The 23,339-nt window shown below is 62.9% G+C and carries 21 protein-coding genes and 1 tRNA gene; 14 read left to right on the top strand and 8 right to left on the bottom strand.

What is annotated here, in order from left to right:
* Positions 1-5: 5 nt before the first annotated feature.
* The 4 genes from L867_RS0103730 to L867_RS0103715 all read left to right on the top strand — a co-directional run bounded on the left by L867_RS0103730 (position 6) and on the right by L867_RS0103715 (position 4,113).
* A complete protein-coding gene (locus L867_RS0103730; RefSeq protein ID WP_028735637.1) occupies positions 6-728 on the top strand; it encodes a DUF1868 domain-containing protein in 723 nt (240 codons plus the stop codon).
* Between the two features lie 111 nt (positions 729-839).
* Entirely contained in the window at positions 840-1,514 is a 675-nt protein-coding gene (locus L867_RS0103725) for a glutathione S-transferase family protein (protein ID WP_028735636.1), read from the top strand.
* A gap of 113 nt (positions 1,515-1,627) precedes the next feature.
* Complete coding sequence (gene ypfJ, locus L867_RS0103720) at positions 1,628-2,554, top strand: KPN_02809 family neutral zinc metallopeptidase (protein ID WP_028735635.1); 927 nt, start codon at positions 1,628-1,630, stop codon at positions 2,552-2,554.
* Between the two features lie 158 nt (positions 2,555-2,712).
* The gene (locus tag L867_RS0103715; protein WP_051438793.1) at positions 2,713-4,113 is read left to right on the top strand and encodes an MATE family efflux transporter; all 1,401 of its coding nucleotides are present in this window, start codon (positions 2,713-2,715) and stop codon (positions 4,111-4,113) included.
* A gap of 37 nt (positions 4,114-4,150) precedes the next feature.
* On the opposite strand, the gene carA is transcribed toward L867_RS0103715, so the two are convergent.
* Positions 4,151-5,356 carry a glutamine-hydrolyzing carbamoyl-phosphate synthase small subunit gene (gene carA, locus L867_RS0103710; protein ID WP_028735633.1) on the bottom strand — a complete coding sequence of 402 codons (1,206 nt, stop codon included), beginning with the start codon at positions 5,354-5,356 and terminating at the stop codon, positions 4,151-4,153.
* Between the two features lie 326 nt (positions 5,357-5,682).
* On the opposite strand from carA, the gene L867_RS0103705 reads away from it, so the two are divergent.
* The gene (locus tag L867_RS0103705; protein ID WP_037172540.1) at positions 5,683-6,135 is read left to right on the top strand and encodes a GatB/YqeY domain-containing protein; all 453 of its coding nucleotides are present in this window, start codon (positions 5,683-5,685) and stop codon (positions 6,133-6,135) included.
* A 53-nt stretch (positions 6,136-6,188) separates the two neighbouring features.
* Here L867_RS0103705 and L867_RS0103700 read toward each other — a convergent pair whose 3' ends face one another.
* On the bottom strand, positions 6,189-6,521 hold the full coding sequence (locus tag L867_RS0103700) for a BrnA antitoxin family protein (protein WP_028735631.1): 333 nt from the start codon (positions 6,519-6,521) through the stop codon (positions 6,189-6,191).
* A 263-nt stretch (positions 6,522-6,784) separates the two neighbouring features.
* On the opposite strand from L867_RS0103700, the gene dnaG reads away from it, so the two are divergent.
* The 4 genes from dnaG (at position 6,785) to L867_RS0103680 (ending at position 13,921) form a co-directional block, all read left to right on the top strand.
* Positions 6,785-8,788, top strand: a complete 2,004-nt coding sequence (dnaG, locus tag L867_RS0103695) for a DNA primase (protein ID WP_028735630.1) — start codon at positions 6,785-6,787, stop codon at positions 8,786-8,788.
* Between the two features lie 98 nt (positions 8,789-8,886).
* The gene (locus tag L867_RS0103690) at positions 8,887-10,149 is read left to right on the top strand and encodes an adenylate/guanylate cyclase domain-containing protein (RefSeq protein WP_084638434.1); all 1,263 of its coding nucleotides are present in this window, start codon (positions 8,887-8,889) and stop codon (positions 10,147-10,149) included.
* Positions 10,150-10,578: 429 nt separating this feature from the next.
* Positions 10,579-12,633, top strand: a complete 2,055-nt coding sequence (rpoD, locus tag L867_RS0103685; RefSeq protein ID WP_028735628.1) for an RNA polymerase sigma factor RpoD — start codon at positions 10,579-10,581, stop codon at positions 12,631-12,633.
* Positions 12,634-12,796: 163 nt separating this feature from the next.
* Complete coding sequence (locus tag L867_RS0103680) at positions 12,797-13,921, top strand: DUF930 domain-containing protein (RefSeq protein ID WP_028735627.1); 1,125 nt, start codon at positions 12,797-12,799, stop codon at positions 13,919-13,921.
* A 233-nt stretch (positions 13,922-14,154) separates the two neighbouring features.
* Here L867_RS0103680 and L867_RS0103675 read toward each other — a convergent pair whose 3' ends face one another.
* Positions 14,155-14,760, bottom strand: a complete 606-nt coding sequence (locus tag L867_RS0103675; RefSeq protein WP_028735626.1) for a LysE/ArgO family amino acid transporter — start codon at positions 14,758-14,760, stop codon at positions 14,155-14,157.
* A 93-nt stretch (positions 14,761-14,853) separates the two neighbouring features.
* On the opposite strand from L867_RS0103675, the gene L867_RS0103670 reads away from it, so the two are divergent.
* Positions 14,854-15,753 (top strand): LysR family transcriptional regulator ArgP, encoded by a 900-nt coding sequence (locus tag L867_RS0103670; protein WP_028735625.1) that lies wholly within the window; start codon positions 14,854-14,856, stop codon positions 15,751-15,753.
* 68 nt (positions 15,754-15,821) lie between these two features.
* Positions 15,822-16,190, top strand: coding sequence for a nuclear transport factor 2 family protein (locus L867_RS0103665; protein WP_028735624.1), 369 nt, complete (start codon positions 15,822-15,824; stop codon positions 16,188-16,190).
* A gap of 22 nt (positions 16,191-16,212) precedes the next feature.
* Here the strand turns inward: L867_RS0103665 and L867_RS0103660 are convergent, their stop codons facing one another.
* Both L867_RS0103660 and L867_RS24500 read right to left on the bottom strand, forming a co-directional pair.
* Complete coding sequence (locus tag L867_RS0103660; protein ID WP_028735623.1) at positions 16,213-16,689, bottom strand: heme-degrading domain-containing protein; 477 nt, start codon at positions 16,687-16,689, stop codon at positions 16,213-16,215.
* 112 nt (positions 16,690-16,801) lie between these two features.
* Positions 16,802-18,958, bottom strand: coding sequence for a putative bifunctional diguanylate cyclase/phosphodiesterase (locus tag L867_RS24500; RefSeq protein ID WP_051438791.1), 2,157 nt, complete (start codon positions 18,956-18,958; stop codon positions 16,802-16,804).
* Between the two features lie 285 nt (positions 18,959-19,243).
* Between L867_RS24500 and L867_RS0103650 the strand changes: the two genes are divergently transcribed.
* Positions 19,244-19,666 (top strand): secondary thiamine-phosphate synthase enzyme YjbQ, encoded by a 423-nt coding sequence (locus L867_RS0103650; protein WP_028735622.1) that lies wholly within the window; start codon positions 19,244-19,246, stop codon positions 19,664-19,666.
* A gap of 146 nt (positions 19,667-19,812) precedes the next feature.
* The gene (locus L867_RS0103645; protein WP_028735621.1) at positions 19,813-20,181 is read left to right on the top strand and encodes a hypothetical protein; all 369 of its coding nucleotides are present in this window, start codon (positions 19,813-19,815) and stop codon (positions 20,179-20,181) included.
* Positions 20,182-20,297: 116 nt separating this feature from the next.
* Here L867_RS0103645 and L867_RS0103640 read toward each other — a convergent pair whose 3' ends face one another.
* Positions 20,298-21,038 carry an SIMPL domain-containing protein gene (locus L867_RS0103640; protein ID WP_037172383.1) on the bottom strand — a complete coding sequence of 247 codons (741 nt, stop codon included), beginning with the start codon at positions 21,036-21,038 and terminating at the stop codon, positions 20,298-20,300.
* Between the two features lie 156 nt (positions 21,039-21,194).
* Between L867_RS0103640 and L867_RS0103635 the strand changes: the two genes are divergently transcribed.
* Positions 21,195-21,270 (top strand) — tRNA-Ile (locus L867_RS0103635).
* A gap of 247 nt (positions 21,271-21,517) precedes the next feature.
* On the opposite strand, the gene L867_RS0103630 is transcribed toward L867_RS0103635, so the two are convergent.
* Both L867_RS0103630 and L867_RS0103625 read right to left on the bottom strand, forming a co-directional pair.
* Positions 21,518-21,994 (bottom strand): TIGR02391 family protein, encoded by a 477-nt coding sequence (locus L867_RS0103630; RefSeq protein ID WP_028735619.1) that lies wholly within the window; start codon positions 21,992-21,994, stop codon positions 21,518-21,520.
* On the bottom strand, positions 21,987-22,661 hold the full coding sequence (locus L867_RS0103625; RefSeq protein WP_028735618.1) for a DUF5343 domain-containing protein: 675 nt from the start codon (positions 22,659-22,661) through the stop codon (positions 21,987-21,989). Before L867_RS0103625 ends, L867_RS0103630 begins: the two co-directional genes overlap by 8 nt.
* Between the last annotated feature and the right edge of the window lie 678 nt (positions 22,662-23,339).

Raw genomic sequence — 23,339 nt, 5'->3', positions numbered from 1 at the left:
ACGCCATGGACACGGCTGCGATCTCGCCGAACCTTTTCCCCTTTTCCCAAGTGCGCAATCCGGGCGTCCCGCCGCATTTCGGCAGCCGCTACGATGCGAGCGGTCAGTTCCTGCCGGAGCGCGGCAACACGGTGGTTTGCCATCTTGTCGAGGGGGCGGAGACGCAAAAGGCCCTGGTGGATGCACGGGCACGCTTTCTTGCCATGCCGGAAGCGGCATTGCTTGCCTTCACGCCCATTTCCAGCCTGCACATGACCCTGTTCCAAGGTGTGATCGAAACGCGCCGCGAGCCGGGATACTGGCCGCCCGAGCTGCCACTCGACACGCCGATCGACGATACGACGGCAGTGCTCGACCAGCGTCTCGGCGGCTTTCACGGCGGTCCCGCCTTCCAGATGCGCGTCGCCGAGGCGCTGCCTACCGGTCTCGTTCTGGCGGGCGCATCGGAGACGGATCGGCTGGCCCTGAAGACCTGGCGCGACCGTCTGGCGGATCTGTTCGGCTATCGCCATCCCGATCACGACGACTATGAGTTCCACATCACCTTCGCCTACGTCATCGAACGCTTCGACGATGAAGCCCTCTTTCGTTGGCAGAAGATGCTGGCCGAGGTCGCCGAAGACATTCGTCAAAGGGCCGAAGTTCTGGCGCTGTGCCCGCCCGCCTTCTGCAGCTTTGAGGACATGAACCATTTCGAGGAGCTGCTGGTCATCGAGCCGCAGGGCTGAAACCTGGGGCGGCGGAAAATGCCGGGGCGATGAAACCGCGCGGGCGGCGGAGGCGTATTGGTAACATGTCGCCCGCCGGATGTTTGGCCGGGCTTGCCCACGGAGCCGCCGATGATCATCGTCCACTATCTCGAAAATTCCCGCGCCCACCGCATCCTCTGGCTGCTCGAAGAACTCGGCGTTCCCTATGACATCAACGTCTATCGTCGGGGTTCCGACATGCGGGCGCCGGCAAGCCTCAAGGCGGTCCATCCACTTGGCAAGTCTCCGGTGATCGAGGATGGCGGCAAGGTGATCGCCGAAAGCGGCGCGATCATCGAATACCTGATCGACACCTATGGCGGGGAAGCCTTTCGCCCCGTAGCCGGATCGGACGAGCGGCTGCGCTACACCTATTTCCTGCACTATGCCGAGGGATCGGCCATGCCGCTTCTGGTGATGAAACTGGTCTTCGCCAAGTTGCCGAGCCAGGTGCCGCTTTTCATCCGGCCCATCGCTGCGCTGATCGCCAAGGGGGCGGCCAGGAGCTTCATCGATCCGCAACTCGAGGACCACGTCGCGTTCTGGGAAAGCGAGCTCGCCCGCGACGGCTATTTCGCCGGCGGCGAATTCTCGGCCGCCGACATTGCGATGAGCTTCCCGGTGGAGGCCGCCATGTCGAGGATGGAGCAGGGGAGGGAGCGGCCCCTGTCCGCCGTCCGTCGTTATCTCGAGGCGATCCGCGCTCGACCGGCCTACCAGCGCGCCCTGGCGCGCGGCGGCGCCTACAGCTATGCCACCACCTGAGGTGCCGATCGGCGGGCTATGCAATTGCTCCCTAATTTGCGTGGCCCGCGGGAACGGTTTGCTTTATGAAGTGTTTCAAGCCGCAGGCATAAGTGACGGAGAGGAAGCACATCATGGAATGGAAGGGTCGACGCCAGTCGGACAATATCGAGGATCGGCGTGGCACCTCGGCCGGCCCCACCGGCGGCGGGCGCAATCCGTTCGGCCGTTCCGGCATCCAGATCCCGATGGGCAGCGGTCGCCGCGGCGGCGGCTTGAGCATCGGTACGATCATTTTCCTGGTGGTGATCTACTTCGTCCTGAAGATGATGGGCATCGACATGCTGCAGATGCTGGACGACGGCTCGACGCAGCAGTCCGGCTACGAGCAGACGGTGGGCGAGCGCCCGAGCACTCCCGCAGCCGATGAGATGACCGCCTTCGTGCGCACCGTGCTTGCCGAGACTGAGGACACCTGGAACGGTATCTTCAAGGCGGAAGGCGAGACCTATGAAGAGCCCACCCTGGTTCTGTTCTCCGGGCAGGTCAGCTCGGCTTGCGGTTTCGCATCCTCGGCGACGGGGCCGTTCTACTGCCCGGGTGATCGCAAGGTCTATCTCGACACCGCCTTCTTCCAGCAACTCAGCGATCAGTTCGGCGCGTCCGGCGATTTCGCCGAGGCCTATGTGATCGCCCATGAGATCGGCCATCACGTACAGAACCTGACCGGCGTCCTGCCGAAGTTCAACCAGATGCGCCAGTCGATGAGCGAAGTCGAGGCCAACCAGATGTCGGTCCGTGTCGAGCTGCAGGCCGACTGCTTCGCCGGGATCTGGGGCAAGTATACCGAGCAGAAGGGTCTGCTCGAGGCCGGCGACCTCGAAGAGGCGCTGAATGCCGCCCATCAGATTGGCGACGACACGCTGCAGAAGCGCAGCCAGGGCTATGTTGTGCCCGACAGCTTCAACCACGGCACCTCCGCCCAGCGGGCAAAGTGGTTCAAGCGCGGCTTCGAAAGCGGCGAGTTCACGGCCTGCGACACGTTTTCGGGCGCAATCTGAGGCGATTTCGGTCGTCCATCAGCCTTTGTGAACTATTGACGATATTTTTTGCACTATCCCGCTGCGGCTTGCTCCCGCAGCGGGTTTCTTCTATCCAGTGAACACGCGCCGCTCGCCAGTATCGTCTGGAAGCGGCTTTTTTCGTCTTGGATATTGTCATGTCTAGCCATTATGCATTCGCGGGAACAGGCAAAGCAGCCAGCAGTTGGTCGTCGCACATTTGCGCGACGCTTGCGCTTGGCATTCCGCTGATCGGCGCGCAACTGGCGCAGCTGGGCATTCACACGACGGACGTGGTGATCGTCGGGCAGCTCGGCGCGCAGTCGCTTGCCGCCATGGTGCTGTCGGGCCAGTTCTTCTTCACGATCTTCATCTTCGGTTCGGGCTTCTCGATCGCGGTCGTGCCGATGGTGGCGCAGGCATTTGGCCGGGGCGACGTCGTCTCCGTTCGCCGGGCGATTCGCATGGGCATGTGGGTGTCGATCGGCTATACGCTTCTGACCGCGCCGCTGTTCTTCAATGCCGAGACGATCCTTCTGGCGCTCGGCCAGAAACCGGAAGTCGCGGCGCTTGCCGCCGACTATGTGATGATCGTGCAGTTCGGCCTTTTGCCGGCCCTGCTTTTCGCCGTTCTTCGCGCCCTCGTCAGCGCGATCGGCCGGGCCGGGATCATCCTCTACGTCACGCTCGCCGTGCTTCTGATGAACGCGGCGCTTGCCTATTCGCTGGTGCTTGGCCATTTCGGCCTGCCGCGGCTCGGTATGATCGGTGCGGCCATCGTCGCGGTGATCGTCCAGTGGGCGAGTTTCCTGTTCATGGTCGCCTATATCCAGACAAGGCCGGAGACGCGCCGCTACGAATTGTTCGTCCGCTTCTGGCGGCCGGACTGGCACGCGCTCTGGGAAGTGGTGCATCTCGGGCTGCCGATCAGCATCACGGTTCTGGCCGAGGTCAGCCTGTTCACCGCCGCCTCGCTGATGATGGGCAAGATCGGCACGATCGAGCTTGCTGCCCACGGCATCGCGCTCCAGCTCGCCTCGATCGCCTTCATGATCCCGCTCGGTCTGGCACAGGCGGCAACCGTCAGGGTCGGTGTGGCTCACGGACGGGGAGACTACCTCGACCTGATGCGGGCGGCCTACGCCGTGCTCGCGATCGCCAGCGCGATGGCGATTGCCGGCGGACTGCTGTTCTACCTGATGCCGAGGGCGCTCAGCAGCGCCTTCATCGACGCCAATACGCCGGAGGCTGCGGCCGTGCTCGACTTCGCCGTGCCACTGGTGGTGATCGCCGGTATCTTCCAGCTGGTCGACGGCCTGCAGGCGATCGCCAGCGGCTTGCTGCGCGGCTTGAAGGATGCCCGCATCCCGATGGTGATGGCGCTGATCTCCTACTGGCCGATCGGATTCTTCCTCGCCTGGGTCATGGCCTTTCCGCTCGGTTTCGGCGGGATCGGCATCTGGCTCGGCTTCCTGATCGGCCTGATGAGCGCGGCGCTGCTGCTCTGCCTACGCTTCTTCCACAAGGTGCGCTACGAAATGAAAACGGCCCGGGTCTGACCGGGCCGCATCTTCAATTTCTAATGTGAGAGTCGGATCAGCGCTCTGCCATCGCCGGCTCACCCTTCGTCTCGCGCACCATGTTGATGAAGCGGCGGAAGAGGTAGTGGCTGTCCTGCGGGCCGGGCGAGGCTTCCGGATGGTGCTGCACCGAGAAGACCGGCTTGCCGGCGAGGCGCAGGCCGCAGTTGGAGCCGTCGAACAGCGAAACGTGAGTCTCTTCAACGCCTTCCGGCAGCGACTTCGAATCGACCGCGAATCCGTGGTTCATCGAGACGATCTCGACCTTGCCGGTGGTGAAGTCCTTGACCGGATGGTTGGCGCCATGGTGGCCCTGGTGCATCTTCTCGGTCTTCCCGCCGAGCGCCAGGCCCAGCATCTGATGGCCGAGGCAGATGCCGAACAGCGGCTTGTTCGACTTGATCAGGTTCTGGATCACCGGCACGGCATATTCGCCGGTCGCGGCCGGGTCGCCCGGGCCGTTGGACAGGAAGATGCCGTCCGGATTGAGGGCCAGGATGTCTTCCGCGCTGGTCGAGGCCGGAACGACGGTGACCTTGCAGTCGAGGCCGGCAAACAGACGCAGGATGTTGCGCTTGACGCCGAAATCGACGCAGACGACATGATACTTGGCGTCGGTCGCGCCGAGCGTGGAATAGCCTTCGTTCCACACCCAGGGCTTTTCGTCCCAGGTCGAGGACTGGCCGGATGTCGCGACCTTGGCGAGGTCGAGGCCGACGAGGCCGCTCCAGGCCTTGGCTTCGGCCTTCAGCGTGTCGATGTCGAAGACGCCGTTCGGGTCATGGGCGATGACGGCATTCGGCGCGCCGTGCTCGCGGATCCAGGCGGTGAGTGCGCGCGTGTCGACGCCGCACAGGCCGATGATGCCGCGGGCTTTCAGCCAGGCGTCGAGATGCTTTGCCGCGCGATAGTTCGACGGCTCGGTGATGTCGGCCTTGAAGATCACGCCGACCGCGCCGTGGCGGGCCGCCGGCGTCAGGTCTTCGATGTCTTCGTCATTGGTGCCGACATTGCCGATGTGCGGGAAAGTGAAGGTGACGATCTGGCCGAGATAGGAGGGGTCGGTCAGGATTTCCTCGTAGCCGGTCAGCGCCGTGTTGAAGCAGACTTCGGCCTGTACCTTGCCGGTGGCGCCGATCCCGTGGCCTTCGATGACGGTGCCGTCGGCGAGAACGAGAAGCGCGGTCGGCTTGCGGGTGGTCCATGGGGCTGTCGAGGTCATGTTCGTTCCTTGTCCGGCCGAGGACCGCCGATCCCTTGAAGAACCGGAGCCCACGCGCCATTTATGATCGCAGATCAAGGTCGCGCAGCAAAGCGCGCGCTTTTCCCCTGATGACAATTTTCGTGCAGGTGCCGGAAAATAGACGGATCGATCCGCGAGGTCAATTCGCCGTTGTGGAAAGCGTGGAATTTAGACCCATGTATTTCAATGGGTTGTCTAATTGATTTGCGTGGACCCGCGGGTCTGGTTAAGAGTTCGGCCAAAATGACAAGGAAAAGCCACAATTGGCGAAGCCCGCGAACCGGCTTTTCCGTGGAGATGAAGAGATGATGCGCGACAGACTTACCGACGTTATGAAGGAATCGCTGAAGGCGAAGGATGTGCGCCGCACGTCGGCCGTGCGGTTGATCCAGACGGCGATCAAGGATCGAGACATCGCCAATCGCGGTGTCGGCAAGGACCCGGTCACCGACGACGAGATCATGCAGATTTTGATGAAGATGATCAAACAGCGCGACGAATCGGCGAAGATCTACGGCGACAACGGCAGGCCGGAGCTTGCCGAGCAAGAGCTGCAGGAAATCAGCATCATCAAGAGCTTCATGCCGGAGCAGTTGCCCGAGGAGAAGGTGCGCGAGCTTTGCGCTTCGGTGATCACCGAAACCGGGGCGCAAGGGTTGCGCGACATGGGCAAGTGCATGAACACGCTGAAGGAGCGTTATCCCGGCCAGATCGACTTCGCCAAGGCCTCCGGCGTGGTGAAGGATCTGCTGAAGTAAGGATCGCTTCGCAATGGACTACCGGAACTCCGCCTACGGGCGGAGTTTTGCGTTCAGCCTTTCGAGCGCGTCTGTTCGGTGATGAAATGGCGCAGCACCGCATTGATGCGGGTCTGGTATCCCTTTCCGGACGCCTGGAAGAAATCGATGATATCCTCGTCCAGTCGGATCGAGATCGCCTTCTTCTTCTGCGGAATGACGATCTCGGCCTTGGACCAGTCGATGTCCATCAGGTCCTTCCAATCGGGATCGTCGCGCATGGCGCGCTCGATATCCTCGTCGGTCAGCGCATCGACGCGGGCCCAGTCGGTTTTGCTCTTTTCGCCGCGGGCGATCTTCTCCTCGATCTCTTTAATCGTATATCTGACGATATTTTCTTTGCTCATTCTTCCGTGCCGCTCTGGCGGAGATGATCCGACACGCCGCTTGTTCTCGTCCATTTGAAGGTTGCGAGCACGCGAGCCAATTCCGATTGCTTTGGCGATTCTCGATGGCGACTAAATTCGGGCGAGTCCGGTCATGTCTAGTTTTTGCAGTGTATATACAGCTGTCATTCCGGTCAAGGCTGTGAATAGCGGGTGCAAGCCGCAAAACCCTTGGCGCTTGCCGGGGCACCCGCCTATATGAGGGTAATCACCAAGGGACCGACATGCGCTTTTCCAACGACTTTCTCGACGAGATACGCGACCGCGTGCCGATTTCGGCGGTGGTCGGTCGACGCGTGGCGTGGGATCGCAAGAAGACCAATGTGTCGCGCGGGGACTATTGGGCCTGCTGCCCGTTTCACGGCGAGAAGAGCCCGAGCTTTCACTGTGAGGACCGCAAGGGCCGTTACCACTGCTTCGGCTGCGGCGTGTCGGGCGACCATTTCCGCTTTCTCACCGACCTCGAGGGGCTGAGCTTTCCCGAGGCCGTGCAGCAGATCGCCGACATGGCGGGTATCGCCATGCCCAAGGCCGATCCGCAGGCGGAGCGTCGCGAGAAGGAACGCACCACGCTGCAGGACGTCATGGAAATGGCGACGCAGTTTTTCCAGGACCAGTTGCAGACCGCGAGCGGCGCAAGGGCCAGGGCCTATCTGCGCGAGCGCGGGCTGTCGGGGCGGACGATCGAGACATTCCGGCTCGGTTATGCGCCCGAAAGCCGCAACGCGCTGAAGGAATATCTGGCGGGCAAGGGCGTGCCGAAGGAGCAGATCGAGGCCTGCGGACTGGTGCGGCATGGCCCGGACATTCCGGTTTCCTACGACTATTTCCGCGACCGCATCATGTTTCCGATCCTGTCGTCGCGCGACAAGGTGATCGCGTTTGGCGGCCGGGCCATGGCGCAGGATGCCATGGCGAAGTACATGAACTCGCCCGAGACAGAGCTCTTCCACAAGGGCAATGTGCTCTTCAATTTCTCCCGGGCGCGGCGTGCGCTCCAGGGCGCGGACGGGGCGGACACGCTGATTGCCGTCGAAGGCTATATGGACGTGATCGCGCTCTACCAGGCCGGCATCGAGAATGTGGTTGCGCCGCTCGGAACCGCGCTGACGGAAAACCAGCTCGATTTGATGTGGAAGATGACGCCGGTGCCGGTGCTCTGCTTCGACGGCGACGGCGCCGGCCAGCGCGCGGCATTCCGCGGCGTGGACCTGGCCCTGCCGCATCTCAAGCCCGGCCGCTCCGTACGGTTTGCCATGTTGCCCGACGGCAAGGATCCGGACGACCTCGTCAAGCAGGACGGGCGCGCACCGTTCGACAAGGTGCTCTCGGAGGCGCGGCCGCTGGCGGAAATGCTGTGGCTCCGCGAACTCGGGGCCGGCCAATTCGACACGCCCGAGAAGCGTGCCGAACTCGAAGCCCGGATGAAGCAGGTGGTTGCGGTCATCGCCGACGAGAACGTGCGCCGGCATTACCAGCAGGACGTCCGCGACCGGCTGAACGCCTTCTTCCAGCCCGCCTCGGCCAATCGTGGCGAACGTCGCGGCGGCTTCGACGGAGGCAATCGCGGCGGGCGCGGCGGCGACAAGGGCAAACAGGGGCGGCCGGGCACCGGTTTTTCGGCGACGAGTGCGGGCGTCTCCGACCGGTTGGCCAGATCGGGTCTCGTCAAGGGGCATCAGGACCAGCCGGCCCTGAGGGAGAGCGTGCTGGCGCTGACCATCGTCAATCACCCGCAACTGCTGCAGGACGAGTATGACGAGATCGCGTCGATCGACTACGAGAACCGCGAGCTGCAGAAGCTGTGGTCTTCGCTGCTGACGATCGCGGCCGGCGCCGGCGCTCAGCTGACGCGGGAAACGCTGATCGCCCGCCTCGAAGAACAGGGGCATGGCGGCCTGATCAAGAGCCTCGACCAGCAGATCCGCAATGCGCGGCTGTGGACGGCGACCGAGATCGCAGCCGCCGAAGATGCGGGGGAGGGCTATCGCCAGGCGCTTTCGCTGCACAAGCGCACCAAGGCGCTGAGGCGCCAGCGCATCGAGCTCGAGCGCGAAGTGGCCGAGGCGACGGAGGCCGAGGATGGAGGGCGGATCGATCAGGTGATCGGGGCGCTGCATCAGGTGCAGCTCGAAATTACCCGTATGGAGAACCAGGAGGCGATCATCGATGGCTTCGGTGTCATGTCCGGGCGTGTCAAGGGCGCGGCCACGGGTCACAATTCGTAGAACGTTCCGCTTTAATCGGTTGCCGTTGCGCTGTGAATACTCCATTCAACAGTGCAAACGACCAAGCGGAACAAGTCGTGTCGACGCAAGAACTTGAAATGCCATCACGGCGGGAGCGCCGCACCGGTTCCCGACAGTCTCTGCCGGTGTCGCGCCTGCTCGCAGGCTGCGGGACTGCGGGTTATCCACCGCATGTGCGGCGACGGATGGCAGTTACCAATGTCGTCTCGCTGCTCTGCAGCCTGATGACCGTGCCCTATATCCTTCTCTATGTGTTCTATGACTATCAGGGCCTGTGGCCGGCGATTGTCATTCTGTCGCCGCAAATCGTGCTTTACGCGGTCACACCGTGCTTTCACCGGCTCGGACCGTCCGCCGCCGCGCTCTATTTCAGTGTCATCTGGCTGGCCTTTGCCGTCGTCTACTGTTTTCTCTTTGGGCGGGGGTCGGGCCTTGCCCTCTATTTCCTGGCGGGTGCGGCCGCGGCGATGCTGGTCTTCGGTGCCGAGCGGGTGCTTCTGTCGACCCTGGTGACGGTGCTGTCTCTCCTGGCGTTCCTGGGCACCGCGATATTCTTTCCCACCCCGGCGCTTGCTGCTGCCGATCCCGCTCTGCTCGAGATCCTCTTCCTGCTGACCGTTCCTTTGGTCTTCCTGCTGATCTTCACCACCGTCTATTTCGCCTTCCAGGAGGCGAGCCTGGCGGAGGTGGCGCTGGAAAAGGAACACCGGTTTTCGACACGCCTGCTGGAAAACATCCTGCCGCGTGCCGTGGCCCTCCGCCTCAAGCACCGCGAAACGGCCATGGTCGCCGATCACGTCGACTCGGCCACCATTCTCTTTGCCGATATCGTCGACTTCACCCCACGGGCCGCCAAATGGCCGCCCAATGACCTGGTGGCTTTTCTCGGTCGGGTATTTCGCAGTTTCGACGATCTGGCGGCCAACCACGGACTGGAGACGATCAAGACCATCGGCGACGCCTACATGGTGGCGGGCGGTCTTCCAGAGCCATGCGCCGATCACGCCGAGAGCGTGGCGCAGATGGCGCTCGACATCCTGGAATGCTGCGGTCAGATCTCGGCGGAATACGGCGAGACGGTCGATGTGCGCATCGGCCTCCACAGCGGTCCGGTGGTCGCGGGGGTGATTGGCTCCAACAAGCTGCTCTATGACGTATGGGGCGATACGGTGAATACGGCGGCGCGGATGGAATCCCACGGGGTGGCCGGGCGGATCCAGGTCGGCGACCATCTGAAAGGCATGCTCGAACACCGTTTCGACTTCGAATTGCGCGGAGAGATCGAGGTCAAGGGCAAGGGCGCGATGCGCGTCTGGTTTCTCAATGGCCGCAAGAGGTAAGCACACAGCCTGCCAGCCGGACACGACCGGCGCGACAGGCTGACCGGGGACCGGCAAAAAGCCTTGCCCCTTGTTTCCCGCGCTTTCGGACCTACATCTGCCCACAGCGGCAAAGACAGGCATCACGTTAAGAATTTTCCCGTTTTCCCGGGCAATCGTACCGGAAAAGCTTGACGGCAGGGAAAATTGTGGGAATCACCAGTACAGGCACACAAGGGTGAAGTGGGTCCAGGCGAATCTCTAGTACCATGACCGGTCATTCGGAAGAACGAGGGCTTTGCGCGGCGGCGATGCAGTCCTTAGTTAATCGGGAATTAAGCACCATTCCGTTAGGTCATTGACAGAAATCGTAGCGGGCAGGGGCCATCGGGCCGCTCTCCGCTTTGCATCGTGCGGACAAGATCACACGTCAGGAAAGCGACGAAATAGATGGCATCCAAAGTCAAAGAAAACGAAGAAGCAGACAGCGAACGCGACGGCGCTACCGACGGTCCGCTTCTCGACCTTTCGGATGACGCGGTCAAAAAAATGATCAAGGCCGCCAAGAAGCGCGGCTATGTCACCATGGACGAACTGAACTCGGTCCTGCCTTCGGAGGAAGTCACCTCCGAGCAGATCGAGGACACCATGGCCATGTTGTCCGACATGGGTATCAACGTCATCGAGGACGAGGACGCCGAAGAGGCGGCTCCGGCCGAAGACAATGACGACGACAGCGACGGTGAGAGCGAAGGCAGCGAACTCGCACCGTCGCAGGGCACCCAGCTGGCGACCGCCAAGAAGAAAGAACCGACCGACCGCACGGACGACCCGGTGCGCATGTACCTGCGCGAAATGGGTTCGGTCGAGCTTCTGTCGCGCGAAGGCGAAATCGCCATTGCCAAGCGCATCGAGGCCGGCCGCGAGACGATGATCTCCGGCCTGTGCGAAAGCCCGCTGACCTTCCAGGCGCTGATCATCTGGCGCGACGAACTGAACGAAGGCACGACGCTGCTGCGCGAGATCATCGATCTCGAAACCACCTATTCCGGCCCCGAGGCCAAGGCGGCTCCGCAGTTCCAGAGCCCGGAAAAGATCGAGGCCGACCGCAAGGCGGCTGAAGAGAAGGAAAAGACCCGCCGCGCGCGTGCGCCGAGCGGCGACGACGACATCACCGATGTCGGCGGCGACGGTGCTCCGCCGGAAGAGGAGGAAGAGGACGAGGACGAATCGAACCTGTCGCTCGCCGCCATGGAAGCGGAACTTCGCCCGCAGGTCATGGAAACCCTCGACACGATCGCCGACACCTACAAGAAGCTCCGCAAGCTGCAGGACCAGCAGGTCGAGGCCCGCCTTGCCTGCGCGGGCACCCTGTCGTCCGGCCAGGAGCGGCGCTACAAGGAGCTCAAGGATCAGCTGATCACGGCGGTCAAGTCGCTGTCGCTCAACCAGAACCGCATCGACAGCCTGGTCGAGCAGCTCTACGACATCAACAAGCGCCTGGTTCAGAACGAGGGCAAGCTGCTGCGTCTCGCCGAATCCTACGGCGTCAAGCGCGATAGTTTCCTCGAGCAGTATCAGGGCGCGGAACTCGACCCGAACTGGATGAAGTCGATCGGCAACCTCTCGGCCCGTGGCTGGAAGGATTTTGCCCGCGAGGAAAACCAGACGATCCGCGACATCCGCGGCGAGATCCAGAATCTGGCGACCGAGACCGGCATTTCGGTCACGGAATTCCGCCGCATCGTGCACATGGTGCAGAAGGGCGAGCGCGAGGCGCGCATCGCCAAGAAGGAAATGGTCGAGGCCAACCTGCGTCTCGTCATCTCGATCGCCAAGAAGTACACGAACCGCGGCCTGCAGTTCCTCGACCTCATTCAGGAAGGCAATATCGGCCTGATGAAGGCGGTCGACAAGTTCGAGTATCGCCGCGGCTACAAGTTCTCGACCTATGCCACCTGGTGGATCCGTCAGGCGATCACCCGCTCGATCGCCGATCAGGCCCGCACGATCCGCATTCCGGTGCACATGATCGAGACGATCAACAAGATCGTCCGCACCTCGCGCCAGATGCTGCACGAGATCGGCCGCGAGCCGACGCCGGAAGAACTGGCCGAAAAGCTCGCCATGCCGCTCGAAAAGGTCCGCAAGGTCCTGAAGATCGCCAAGGAGCCGATCTCGCTCGAAACCCCCGTGGGCGACGAAGAGGATTCGCATCTCGGCGACTTCATCGAGGACAAGAACGCGCTTCTGCCGATCGACGCGGCCATCCAGGCGAACCTGCGCGAAACGACGACCCGCGTTCTCGCCTCGCTCACCCCGCGTGAAGAACGCGTGCTGCGCATGCGCTTCGGCATCGGCATGAACACCGACCACACGCTGGAAGAAGTCGGCCAGCAGTTTTCGGTCACCCGCGAACGTATCCGCCAGATCGAGGCGAAGGCGCTGCGCAAGCTCAAGCACCCGAGCCGGAGCCGCAAGCTGCGCTCGTTCTTGGACAGCTGAGACGCCAAACAGGTCCGACGAAATGACGACCCGGCCGGAGCAATCCGGTCGGGTTTTCTTTTGGCCGCGCTCAACATCGAGCCATCATCACGCATTTGTCCCTTGATGGTGCCGCTTTTTGGGGCCACATCAGCCGGGACTTCGGAAGGGCCTGTTGACCGGCATGGAAAAGACACCGTCAAAGCGTTGGGGAAAGTTGGGTGGGGGGCTTATAGTCTCCATCCTGCTGCATTTCCTCGCCTTTGCGGTCCTGTTCGTCGAAATGCCCGAGCCGATGTCTCAGCCGGAGCCTGAAGAGAGCGTCGCGGTCGAGATCGTGCCGCCGCCGGAGGAAAGAGAGCCGGAGCCGGCAAAGGCGGAAGAACCTGAGCCTGCGCCGCCGAAGCAGGAGCAGGCCGCCGCGCCACCACCCCCGCCACCGGCGCCGCAACCACCGCCGCCGCCGGAGAGTGTGCCGACGCCGCCCGAGAGGCCGGCCGAACAGCCGCCGGTCGAGGAGGCCGCGGGCGAAGAGCAGGCGCCGCCGATGCCGGTACTGCGTCCCGTGATTCAGTTCGGTGAGAAGGATGCCGGGCCGCGCCAGGATACGACCGGCAATGCGGTGGAGGAGGCGGCTAAGCCCGCCGAAGCGCCGCCCGAAGAACGCGAACCGACGACCGAGGAGGCGGAAACAGCGCCAGCCGAGGTAGAGAAGACCGCCGAAGCGACCGAGCCGGAGGGCACGCCGCTGCCGGATGACATAACGCTGCCCGAAGTCGACACCGGTCAGGACGGCGCCGAGGCCGACGGGGTAAAGCCGGCGGAAAAGCCGGAGGAGACGACGATCGCCTTTGCCCGCCCGGCTCCTTTCGAGAAACCCGATCCGCCGGCCGCCGAGCCGAAGGCGGCCGAGAAACCGACGACCGAGGCGGCACCGGCCAAGATGGAGCTTGACGAGGTGAAGACCCTCTATTCGACGAGCCTTTCGGGCGACGCGGCGGCGATGACGGCGATGAGCGACGTTCCGCGTCCCGACCGGGCCGACCAGCTGTGCGTCACCGAACTGCGGGAACAACTGCGGCACGGGACGCCGGCCTACCGGCCGGAGCTTCTGCCGTCGTTCCGCCTGCAGGACGGCAATGTGTTGGAGGTCAACAAGGCGGCATTTCGCGCCGCCGGCCAGTGGTTCGATCTGCGCTTCCGCTGCGAGATCGACACCGACGCCACGCGGGTCCTGTCCTTTGCCTTCGAGGTCGGCCGGTCGATTCCGAAGTCCGAGTGGAAGCGCTACGGTTTCCCCGACTTCTAGTCGGCGGCCGAGCTAACCTAGCCCAGCATGTCGCGCACCACGCTCATGAAGACCCGCGCGCGGTTTCTCCTTCCTCGCCGGAGATTTCCGGATGACGGTGAGGTTCGTGGCGGACGTCGATCAGATCGACCATGTCGTGATTGGTGAGGAACACCGGGCGTGTCCGCTGCAGACGGTACTGCCTGGGCCTTATGCCGGTTGCACGCGATAGCCCATCTCCGATCGCCGGCGGATCAGCTGCTCCACACCAGATTGACGGCGATCGATCCCATGACCACGGCGATCAGCCCGTCGAGCACCCGCCATGCGGAGGGGCGGGCAAAAAGCGGGCGCAGATAGCGCGCGCCGAAGCCGAGGGAGAAGAAGAACAGGAAGGAAGCGGTCGTCGCGCCCAGGCCGAAGGCCAGACCTTGGCCCGGATACTGCGTGGAGATCGAGCCGAGCAGGACCACGGTGTCGAGGTAGACATGCGGGTTGAGCCAGGTCAGTGCAAGGCAGGTGAAGAGCGCTGCGGCAAGGCTTTCCTGCGCTTCTCCTTCCGGCTTCAGCGCCGCATTGCCGCTCAGCGCCGCTCGCAGGCTTCGAAATCCGTAATAGGCGAGAAAGGCGGCCCCGCCATAGCGCATGAGGGGTGTGAGCCAGGGCAGGGCGGCTATGGCCTTGCCGAGCCCGCCCACGCCGGCGGCGATCAGCGCCGCGTCCGAGGCGGCGCAGGCGAGGCAAATGGCGAAGACGTGGCTGCGCCGCAACCCCTGGCGCAGGACGAAGGCGTTCTGTGCACCGATCGCTACGATCAGGCTCAGGCCGAGGAAAAAGCCGGCAGTGGCGGCAATCAGCATGACAAGGCTCCGGATAAGACGTTGCCTTGACTAGCGAATACGTAAAACTTAGAGAAACTAATAATACTGCATCTGGATTAGGAATGCTTATCCATGCTCGACTATGCCCTTCTGGACGCACTGGCGTCGGTCGTGCGGACCGGCAGCTTCGAGCGGGCGGCCCGGCAGATCGGCGTCACGCCGTCTGCCATCTCGCAGCGCGTCAAGCTGCTCGAAGAGCGCGTCGGTTCCGTGCTCGTCATCCGCGGGCAGCCGTGCAAGGGAACCGAGGCGGGGCTGCGGCTGGCGCGGCATGCGGAAGAGGTCGCGCTGCTCGAGCGGACGCTGACCCAAGATATGGGCCGCGAAGCGATCGACGGCCGGATGCCCACCATCCGCATTGCCGTGAATGCGGACAGCCTGGCGACCTGGTTCGTCGCGGCGATGGCGGCCGCGCCGGATTGCCTGTTCGATCTGGTGCTCGACGACCAGGAACACAGTGCGGAGTGGTTGCGCCGCGGCGAGGTGCGGGCGGCGGTCAGCGGCTCCGACGCGTCCGTGCAGGGATGCGACTGCCGGCCGCTCGGCGCGCTGCGCTACATCGCGACGGCCAGCCCAGACTTTGTGGCTCACTGGTTTGCCGACGGGGTGACGGCGCAGAACCTGGCGCGCGCGCCAGCGCTGACCTTCAACACCAAGGACATGCTGCAGGCCCGCTGGATCGAGGCGCATGTCGGCGAGGGCATCGTGCCGCCGACCCATTGGCTGCCCTCGTCGCAGGCCTTCGTCGATGCGACGCTCGCCGGTCTTGGCTGGGGCCTAAATCCGGAGAGGCTGGTTTCGGATGCGATCGCCACAGGGCGGCTCGTGCCGCTGCTTGCCAATGCGACCTATGATGTGCCGCTCTACTGGCACTGGAGCCGTTCGGTCGCCTCGGCCCTCAGGCCGTTGAACGAGGCGGTGAGCGAAACGGCGCGAGCCATGCTGCGGCCGCCACACGCCGTCGGGATCTAGAACCGCCATTGCCGAGGCGTGTCTCCTGCCCTAAGTGCATGCGGACCAGTCCAGCGGAGGAATTGTCCATGCCGATCCGACAACAGATGTCGCACGCTATCGAGGCGCTCAATCAGCGCGATTTTGCCGCCCTTGAAACCCTCTTCGATGCCGAGGCCGTGCTCGACATGCCGGACGGTCAGCGGGTGATCGGCTTTGCGTCGATGCGCGATACGCTGTCGGCCTACCTGCTGCGTCACGACGCGCGTTTCGCCAATGGCGTCGCCATGGCCGACGACGCGGGCCTGCGGGGTGCCTATGACGGCACGATCGAAGGCAGTGACCGCGACGGCACATCCGGTGTGGGGCGGCGCTTTTCGCTGCCTTGCGTGTTCGTCTTCGAAGGCGAGGACGATCACCTGACCCGGCTCAGCCTCTACCTGTCGACCGCGCTGTGAAAATCCGGCGGCCCCGCGGAGACTATTGTTCCTCCGCCAGATAGTCCTCGAGCACCTTGACGATCAGCCCGTGGTCATCCTCGGAAGCGAGCCCAGAAACGGTGATGGCCGCAACCACGCCGGTGCCGGCGACGCGCGCCGGAAAGCTGCCGCCGTGGCTCGCATAGTCGATCGGATCCAGGCCCAGTTCGGCGCACACTTCGCGGCCCTTCAGCCGGTAGTTTTCACCGACGCGCATCGATGACCGGTGGAAGCGGAGCGTGACATTGCTCTTGCGACGCGCCCATTCGTCATTGTCCGGCGAGGAGCCCGGCAAGGCGGCATGAAACAGCACGCGGTCGGCGGTGCGGATGTTGATCACCACCGGCAGATCGCCGGCGCGCGCGGCACGCAGCAGGTGCTCTCCCACCTCGATCGCGGTGATTTCGTTGAAGGTCTTGAAGACCAGGGCGTCTTCCTGGCCGGCCAGGGTGTCGAGCAGGTCTCGGTCGTTCGACATGGTGTCTCCTCTTCCTCACGGGGTTCTAAGGAGACTAACGCGTTGCGCACGGCACGCAAAGGCCGCGGCCATGTTATGCACCGGCCTCGGCCGCGACATGGTCTTCACCGTGTCAGCCGGCGGTGCGGCTCGCCTGGCTGAGTTCCGCCAGCGCCGCGATCGGCTGAGGCCGAGCCAGCAGGAAACCCTGGCACACGTGATAGCCGAGCGCCTTGACGCGGGCGAGTTGCTGTTCGGTCTCGATGCCCTCGGCAACCGTCGTCAGGTTCAGCGCGGCCGCCAGGGCGGCGATCGCCTGCAGGATCGCGGCGCAATCGCTGTTGGTTTCGGCCTCCTTGACGAAGCTGCGGTCGATCTTGAGCGTGTCGAAGGGAAAGTTGTGCAGGTAGCTGAGCGAGGAATAGCCGGTGCCAAAATCATCGAGGGCAATGCTCACGCCCATGGCCTTGAGCGCGTTGAGCGCATCGAGCGTTCCGGCGTCCTTTTCCAACAGCAGGGATTCTGTGACCTCGATCTCCAGCCGGTTGCTCGGCAGCCCGGAGGCGGCTAGCGCCTCGCGCACCAGAGCGACGATATCGTCGCGGCGGAACTGCACGGGCGAGAGATTGACCGCGAGCTTCAGCCCCGGCGCGCCGGCGGCGAAGTCGTGGCAGGCCTTGTGGAAGGCCCAGCGGCCGATCGACACCATCAGGCCGGTGGTCTCGGCGATCGGAATGAAGTCGGCCGGGCTGACATAGCCGTGTACCGGATGTTTCCAGCGCAACAGCGCTTCCGCGCCGACCGGGTGGCCGGAGGCGATGTCGAACTGCAGCTGGTAGTGGATCTCGAACTCGTCCCGCTTCAGCGCGCTGCGCAGATCCCGTTCCAGGCCGCGCTTGACCAGGGTCTGGCCATCCATGTCCGGCGCGAAGAAATGATAGCCGTTGCGGCCCTCGATCTTGGTGCGGTAGGTGGCGAGGTCGGCGTGGTTGAGCAGCGTGTCGCAGTCTTCCCCGTCGCGCGGATAGCGGGCGATCCCGAGGCTGGCGCTGGTGGAGACGAGATGGCCGCCCACCTCGAAGGTTTCCGCAATTGCGGCCAGAATGGTTTCGGCAAACAGCGATAGCGTCTCTTCGTCCTGGGCGCCGCGACGCACGATGGCGAATTCGTCGCCGGCGAGCCGGGCGAGAATGTCGTCCTGGCCGGCGATTGAGCGCAGCCGCTCCGCCGCCTGGCGCAGAAGCGCGTCGCCGACCTTGTGGCCGAGCGTTTCGTTGACCAGCTTGAAGCGGTCGAGATCGATGCAGATGACCGCGAGGCCATGCGCGCCGTCCGAGCCCGGCCGCAACAACTCCTCCATCCGCTGGTGCAGGCTGTTGCGGTTGGCCAGTCCGGTCAGTTCGTCGTGATGGGCGAGGAAGGCGATCTGGCGATCGGCAATGCGTTTCTCCGTCACGTCGCGAATGATCAGGCCGAGACCGGACAGATTGAGGCGTTCGTCGTGCCAGGCGATCGCCGAGACCTCCAGCGTGATTTCATGGTGGCGCTTGTGAAGCGCGGTGATTTCGGTGCGACGGTGCTTGAGGCCCGGCTCGTCCGCATTCCCGGATTGGTCGACCTCGTCGAAGCCCATCGGAAAGATCGTCGCCAGCGGTTTGCCGAGCACCTCTTCGGCGCTGTAGCCGAACACCGTTTCCGCCGCCTGGTTCCAGGCGGCGATGTGCCCGTCCTTGTCGGTGATCACCACTGCGTCGGCGGTCGCCTGCATCAGTTTGGATGCGATCACTTCCAGCCGGGAGAGCCGCCGCTGTTCAAGCTTGTCGGCCACCAGTTGCGCAAGGTCCTCCAGCCGACGGGATTGACGTTCGTCGAGCGCTTCCCGCGCCCGACTGTCGATGATACAGAGCGTGCCGATGCCATGGCCGCTGGCCGATCTCAGCGGCGCGCCCGCATAGAAGCGGAAATTGGGTTCGCCGGTGACCAGCGGATTGAGGGCGAAGCGGGCATCCCGCGACAGGTCGGGCACGACCAGCGGCTTGTCGTCGAGCACGGTGTAGCTGCAGAAGGCGACATCGCACGGCACCGACTGGACGTCGAGGCCGACGCGCGCCTTCACCCAGACCTCCTCGCCGCCGACAAAATTGATCAGGGCGATCGGCGCATCGAACAACTCGGCCGTCAGCCGGACAATGTGGTCATAGTCTTCTTCGGCGGTTGTTCCGAATACGTTGTAGTTTTCGAGGTCCCACAGTCTGTCGCTGTTGCGAAGCTGGTCCAAAACGGCTTGCATGAAATGGCCTGTGCGAGAATATTCAGTATATCTGGGAAGACAATCATGGCTGCCTTTCCATAAAGTTAAAGCAGTACTTTCGCTGCATGGTCATTTCTGCAATGAGCGCGTGCTCATATGACGAAAATCAATATAGGTCTGCATTTCTGGTATTTTCTGATGTGCGGGGAAGCAACGAGATCCTCGCACTCGGCTGACGTATCCCGGTTTGGCTTGACCTCGGTCGGATCAGACCCATCTACAGCCTGCCGGACAGGGCGTCGGCAAAGGACGAGGGAGGAGTGCATGGCCCTGCGGCGGGTAATAGTTCGGACCGAAGGGCAGGGGCTCCACGAGTTCACCCATGAGGCGGTGGCTTTCCTCGCGGCCGAGGAAGCGGAGGAGGGGCTGCTGACGGTCTTCGTGCGCCATACCTCCTGTTCGCTGCTGGTCCAGGAAAACGCCGATCCGTCGGTCCAGCGCGATCTCAAGGCCTTCTTCCGCCGCATGGTGCCGCCTTCCTCCGACCCGGCGATGGACTGGATCGAGCACCGGCAGGAGGGACCGGACGACATGCCGGCGCATATCAAGGCGGCGCTGACGCAGGTGTCGATCGGCATTCCGTTTTCCGCCGGGCGCCTGCTGCTCGGCACCTGGCAGGGGCTCTATCTGTTCGAGCATCGGGATCTGCCGCAACGGCGCGAGGTCGTCCTGCACATCGCCGGCTGACGCGGCGCCAGTGATCCTTGCATGAACGATCGCTGAATAAGCAGTTCGGATCGCATTCAGGCCGGCTGAGGCATTCTCTTCCCAATCGCTGAGGAAAGCGGGAGCGTCACCCCGGCCAAGGCCGGACAGCTAAAGGAGAGAACCCCATGACCGGCATGCTCACAAAATTGGGCCTTGTTGCCCTCGTCACCTTCGCTTCCACCGTCGGCACCGTGTCGACCGCCGCGGCCGGCTCCGACTTCGGCTGGGGCATCTATATCGGCGGCGGCGAACCCGGCTATGATCGCGACGACCGCTACGGTCACCGCCCGGGCTGGGGTTATCAGCCGCGCCGCCACCGCCCCGAAGGCTGCTCGCCGCGCCGCGCGGTGGAAGAGGCCCGCTGGAGCGGCCTGCGCCGCGCCCGCGTCCACAATGTAACGCCGCGCCGGATCGTCGTTGCCGGCTTCCGCCACGGCGAGTTCGACCGCATGGTCTTCGCCAATGTCCGCGGCTGCCCCGTCATCACCTACTGATCGTCTCCGCCCGTCGGAACGAGGAAGGCCCGCCGTTTGGCGGGCCTTCCGCGTTTCACCTCATGTGGACGAGCGCCCGCCCGCCCGGCAGATGCCCGGCGGGCGAAACGTCCCGGCTATTGCGCGATGGCATAGGTGATGTTGACGGTCACCGTATATTCGTTCTCGCCGGCGGCGATCGGGGCAGCGTCGGCCATCTCCTTGGCCATGGCCGCGCGATACATCGGCTGCGGCATCGGGCGGGCGAAGTTCTCGCTGATCTCGATGACGCGGCCGAGCTTGACGCCGGCAGCCTCGGTCAGCACCTTCGCCTTCTCCATGGCTTCGGCCACGGCCTTCTTGCGGGCCTCGGTGATCGCCGCATCCGGATTGTCGTTGGTAAAGGTGATCCCGCCGCCCTGGTTGACGCCGAGCTTGACGGCCGCATCGATCAGCCCGCCGAGCATGGTGAGGTCGCGGACGCGCAGCGTCAGCCCGTTGGTGACCCGGTAGCCGACGATCACCGGCGCTTCGTAGCCGTCGTCGTCGGCCTTGTCCTGGCGGTAGAGCGGATCGACGGAGAAGGCCGAGGTCTGGATGTCGCGATCGGCAATCGACTTGGCTTTCAGATCGGCAATGACCTCGGCCATGGCCTGGCTGTTGGCCTTCAACGCTTCAGCCGCCGTTTCGGCCTCGCGCACGACGCTGAGGCTGAGCACCGCCATGTCGGGCGCGATCGCCGCGTCTCCCTCGCCCGAGACGATGATGGTGGCCTCGCGGATTTCCGGTTCCGCGGCGAGCGCGGAGAGCGGCAGGAGAATTGCGCAGGAGAGGGTGGCGGCAAGCGCGAGCCTCGTTGTCTTCAGATGGTTCATCATGGTCTCCTCGAATTGGCGTCCCTTACACTTGCCTTGATGACGGGCGATTGTGAAGCCATTGCGGCGGAGACTTGTCGCCTGTGGCGAATTCGGCTAGAGCGTCAGCCAAGGTGCCGGGTGCCATTGCCCGCCGCCTGCGGCGCCAGACGCCGGGCTGGGCCTGTAGCTCAATGGTTAGAGCCGGCGGCTCATAACCGCTTGGTTGGGGGTTCGAGTCCCTCCGGGCCCACCATTTCGTTTAGTTCGTCAGCATCACTGACTTTTTGGTCAATCCGATTGCGCTGAAGACTGTTGATTCTCTTGCATAAAATACAATGCCGATCCCGGCATCGCTTTGGAGTCTATGTGTTCGTTGCGCGATATTCCCGCGCTGTCGCCACGCAATTGCTGACTCGTCGCCAGATAAGTCTTGGTTCTCCGTGATTGAAGACTTCACATCGTTGATATTGGCGTGCGGGCCCCGTCGATCAACTTTGAGCTCAGGGGTATTTTCTATCTTCGATCCGCCGTAGCAATGTCGATGCCATCGACAGGTGGTCGAGGCATCGATCAATGGAATCATGAATTATCTCATGTCCTCTCGGATTTCGAATTGCTGACATTGACCCGGCGAATATGAACTTGTAGCCGCTCTGTTCGTCCTGCTCGCTTTGAGTAACCATGTCCGTCAGCTTGATCTTCGTGCTTCTATCTCCGAACGCGTTCATCATCAGCCCGTGGCCGCTATCGTTGACGCCAGAAAGCTCTTTCACGAGCGCATCGAGGAACTTGAAGGCTTCGAAGGTCGCCTGCGAATAGTGGCCGTCGTCGAAAAGAGCCTTCGACACTTTGGCGATGGCGGGATGGATGTTCCGTTCGTCGAAAGGATGGGCAACAGGTGCTGACGATGGGCGCGCTTTCCCGACGTTACGCGACGCTCTGGCGATCCGCTCGAACCGGGTAAGGTTCTTAAACATCGATCAGGTTGGCCTTGATGCTCTTGAAGATGTTGTCGTAGGTCTCCTGCGAGCCTTCGGCGGGCAGGTTGATTTCTATCCGCACCGTCAAAGCCATGTCTCGTCTCGATGACGTTTGAACCGGCACGGAGGCGGTAGCAGGCTCAACGACGGTGTCGGCTTGTTTTGCCTTTGCGGGTTTCGCTTTCGCCGCTTTCGAGTTGCCATTGGATGTCGATGCTCGGGGTTTGGTGGATGTTGCCTGCTGTTCGTTTCCTGCCAATGCGCTGAACGCCATAAAGACGCCGGCCTGCCTGCCGCCGATGACTTCGCTGGTTTTGTCGTTTGTGCGGAAATACGCAGTCAGTTCGGCTTTGGTTAAAGTCCAGGCGTCTTCACCCCTAATTTCGAAAAGGTCGGTATATGCCTCGCGGACCAGAGATGCGAACGCCTTTTCGAATTCGCCCTGAGGCAACAGCAAGACTTCGTGTCCCTTGTCTGTACGCTTTCCCTCTTCGTCTATGATCCCGAGAAACTGCAGGGCGTTGATGACATAGCTCTCGTTGTTCGAAGCAATCTGGTATTTTTTAACGGTCTCCGAAGAGACCGTTGCAGGGAAATTCTTCCGCAGGAAACTAATCATCTGTGTGATGTTACCCGGGCCAGAGATATACGGATGCGATGCCATAAATTTCTCCTTGGATCGAATGAACGATAGATCACGCGAGGCCCGAAGTTTCGTCAACCGAATCAGGCTTTGGTTGTGCAAATTGGCAACGTCATTCACAGAAATTGTGCCAAGACGGGCGGAGTCGCTGACAAAGAGCGTTTAACCGACGCGGAGTGCGCCCCAATCCGCACTTTCGGGCTAGGGCGATCTGGAACCCGTAAGGGCCAGTAAGGAGCTTGAGATCACGCGCTTCGACGGTTGAGCGAAGGTTTTCTGGGCCATCTATCGTGTCGCCGTCGTTGGACTAAAACGCGAGCTGATCGGCAAACATATTCTTTCTGTTTGCCCTCAGCGTTGGAGCGGTGCCTTGCTATCGCGACATCGCGTTCTGGCCTGCTGCCGGTTTTGCGGACACCGAGTTAGGCCAATCCCACCTTGTTTCGAATTCCACCGGGCTGAGGTAGCCCAGTGTCGGGAGGCAATTCTCTCACACCAGAGGGTCGATGCCCGCACTCCAGAGAGTTTGGCAACAGGCATCCCATGTACCTACTTTGTCGGCGTCCAGAGTCCCAACGCGCCTGCCACCTGCGCCATCCCCGCCCACCCGGCCAATGTTGCAAAAAATCGCCTGACGCACCAACATGGGATTGACTAAGGTCGGTGGTTCGTCGGATGTGGCGGTCCGCCTTGAACCAC

The sequence above is a fragment of the Paenirhizobium selenitireducens ATCC BAA-1503 genome (assembly GCF_000518785.1).
Taxonomy (GTDB): Bacteria; Pseudomonadota; Alphaproteobacteria; order Rhizobiales; family Rhizobiaceae; genus Allorhizobium; species Allorhizobium selenitireducens.
This window is presented reverse-complemented; position numbering and strand designations above follow the sequence as displayed.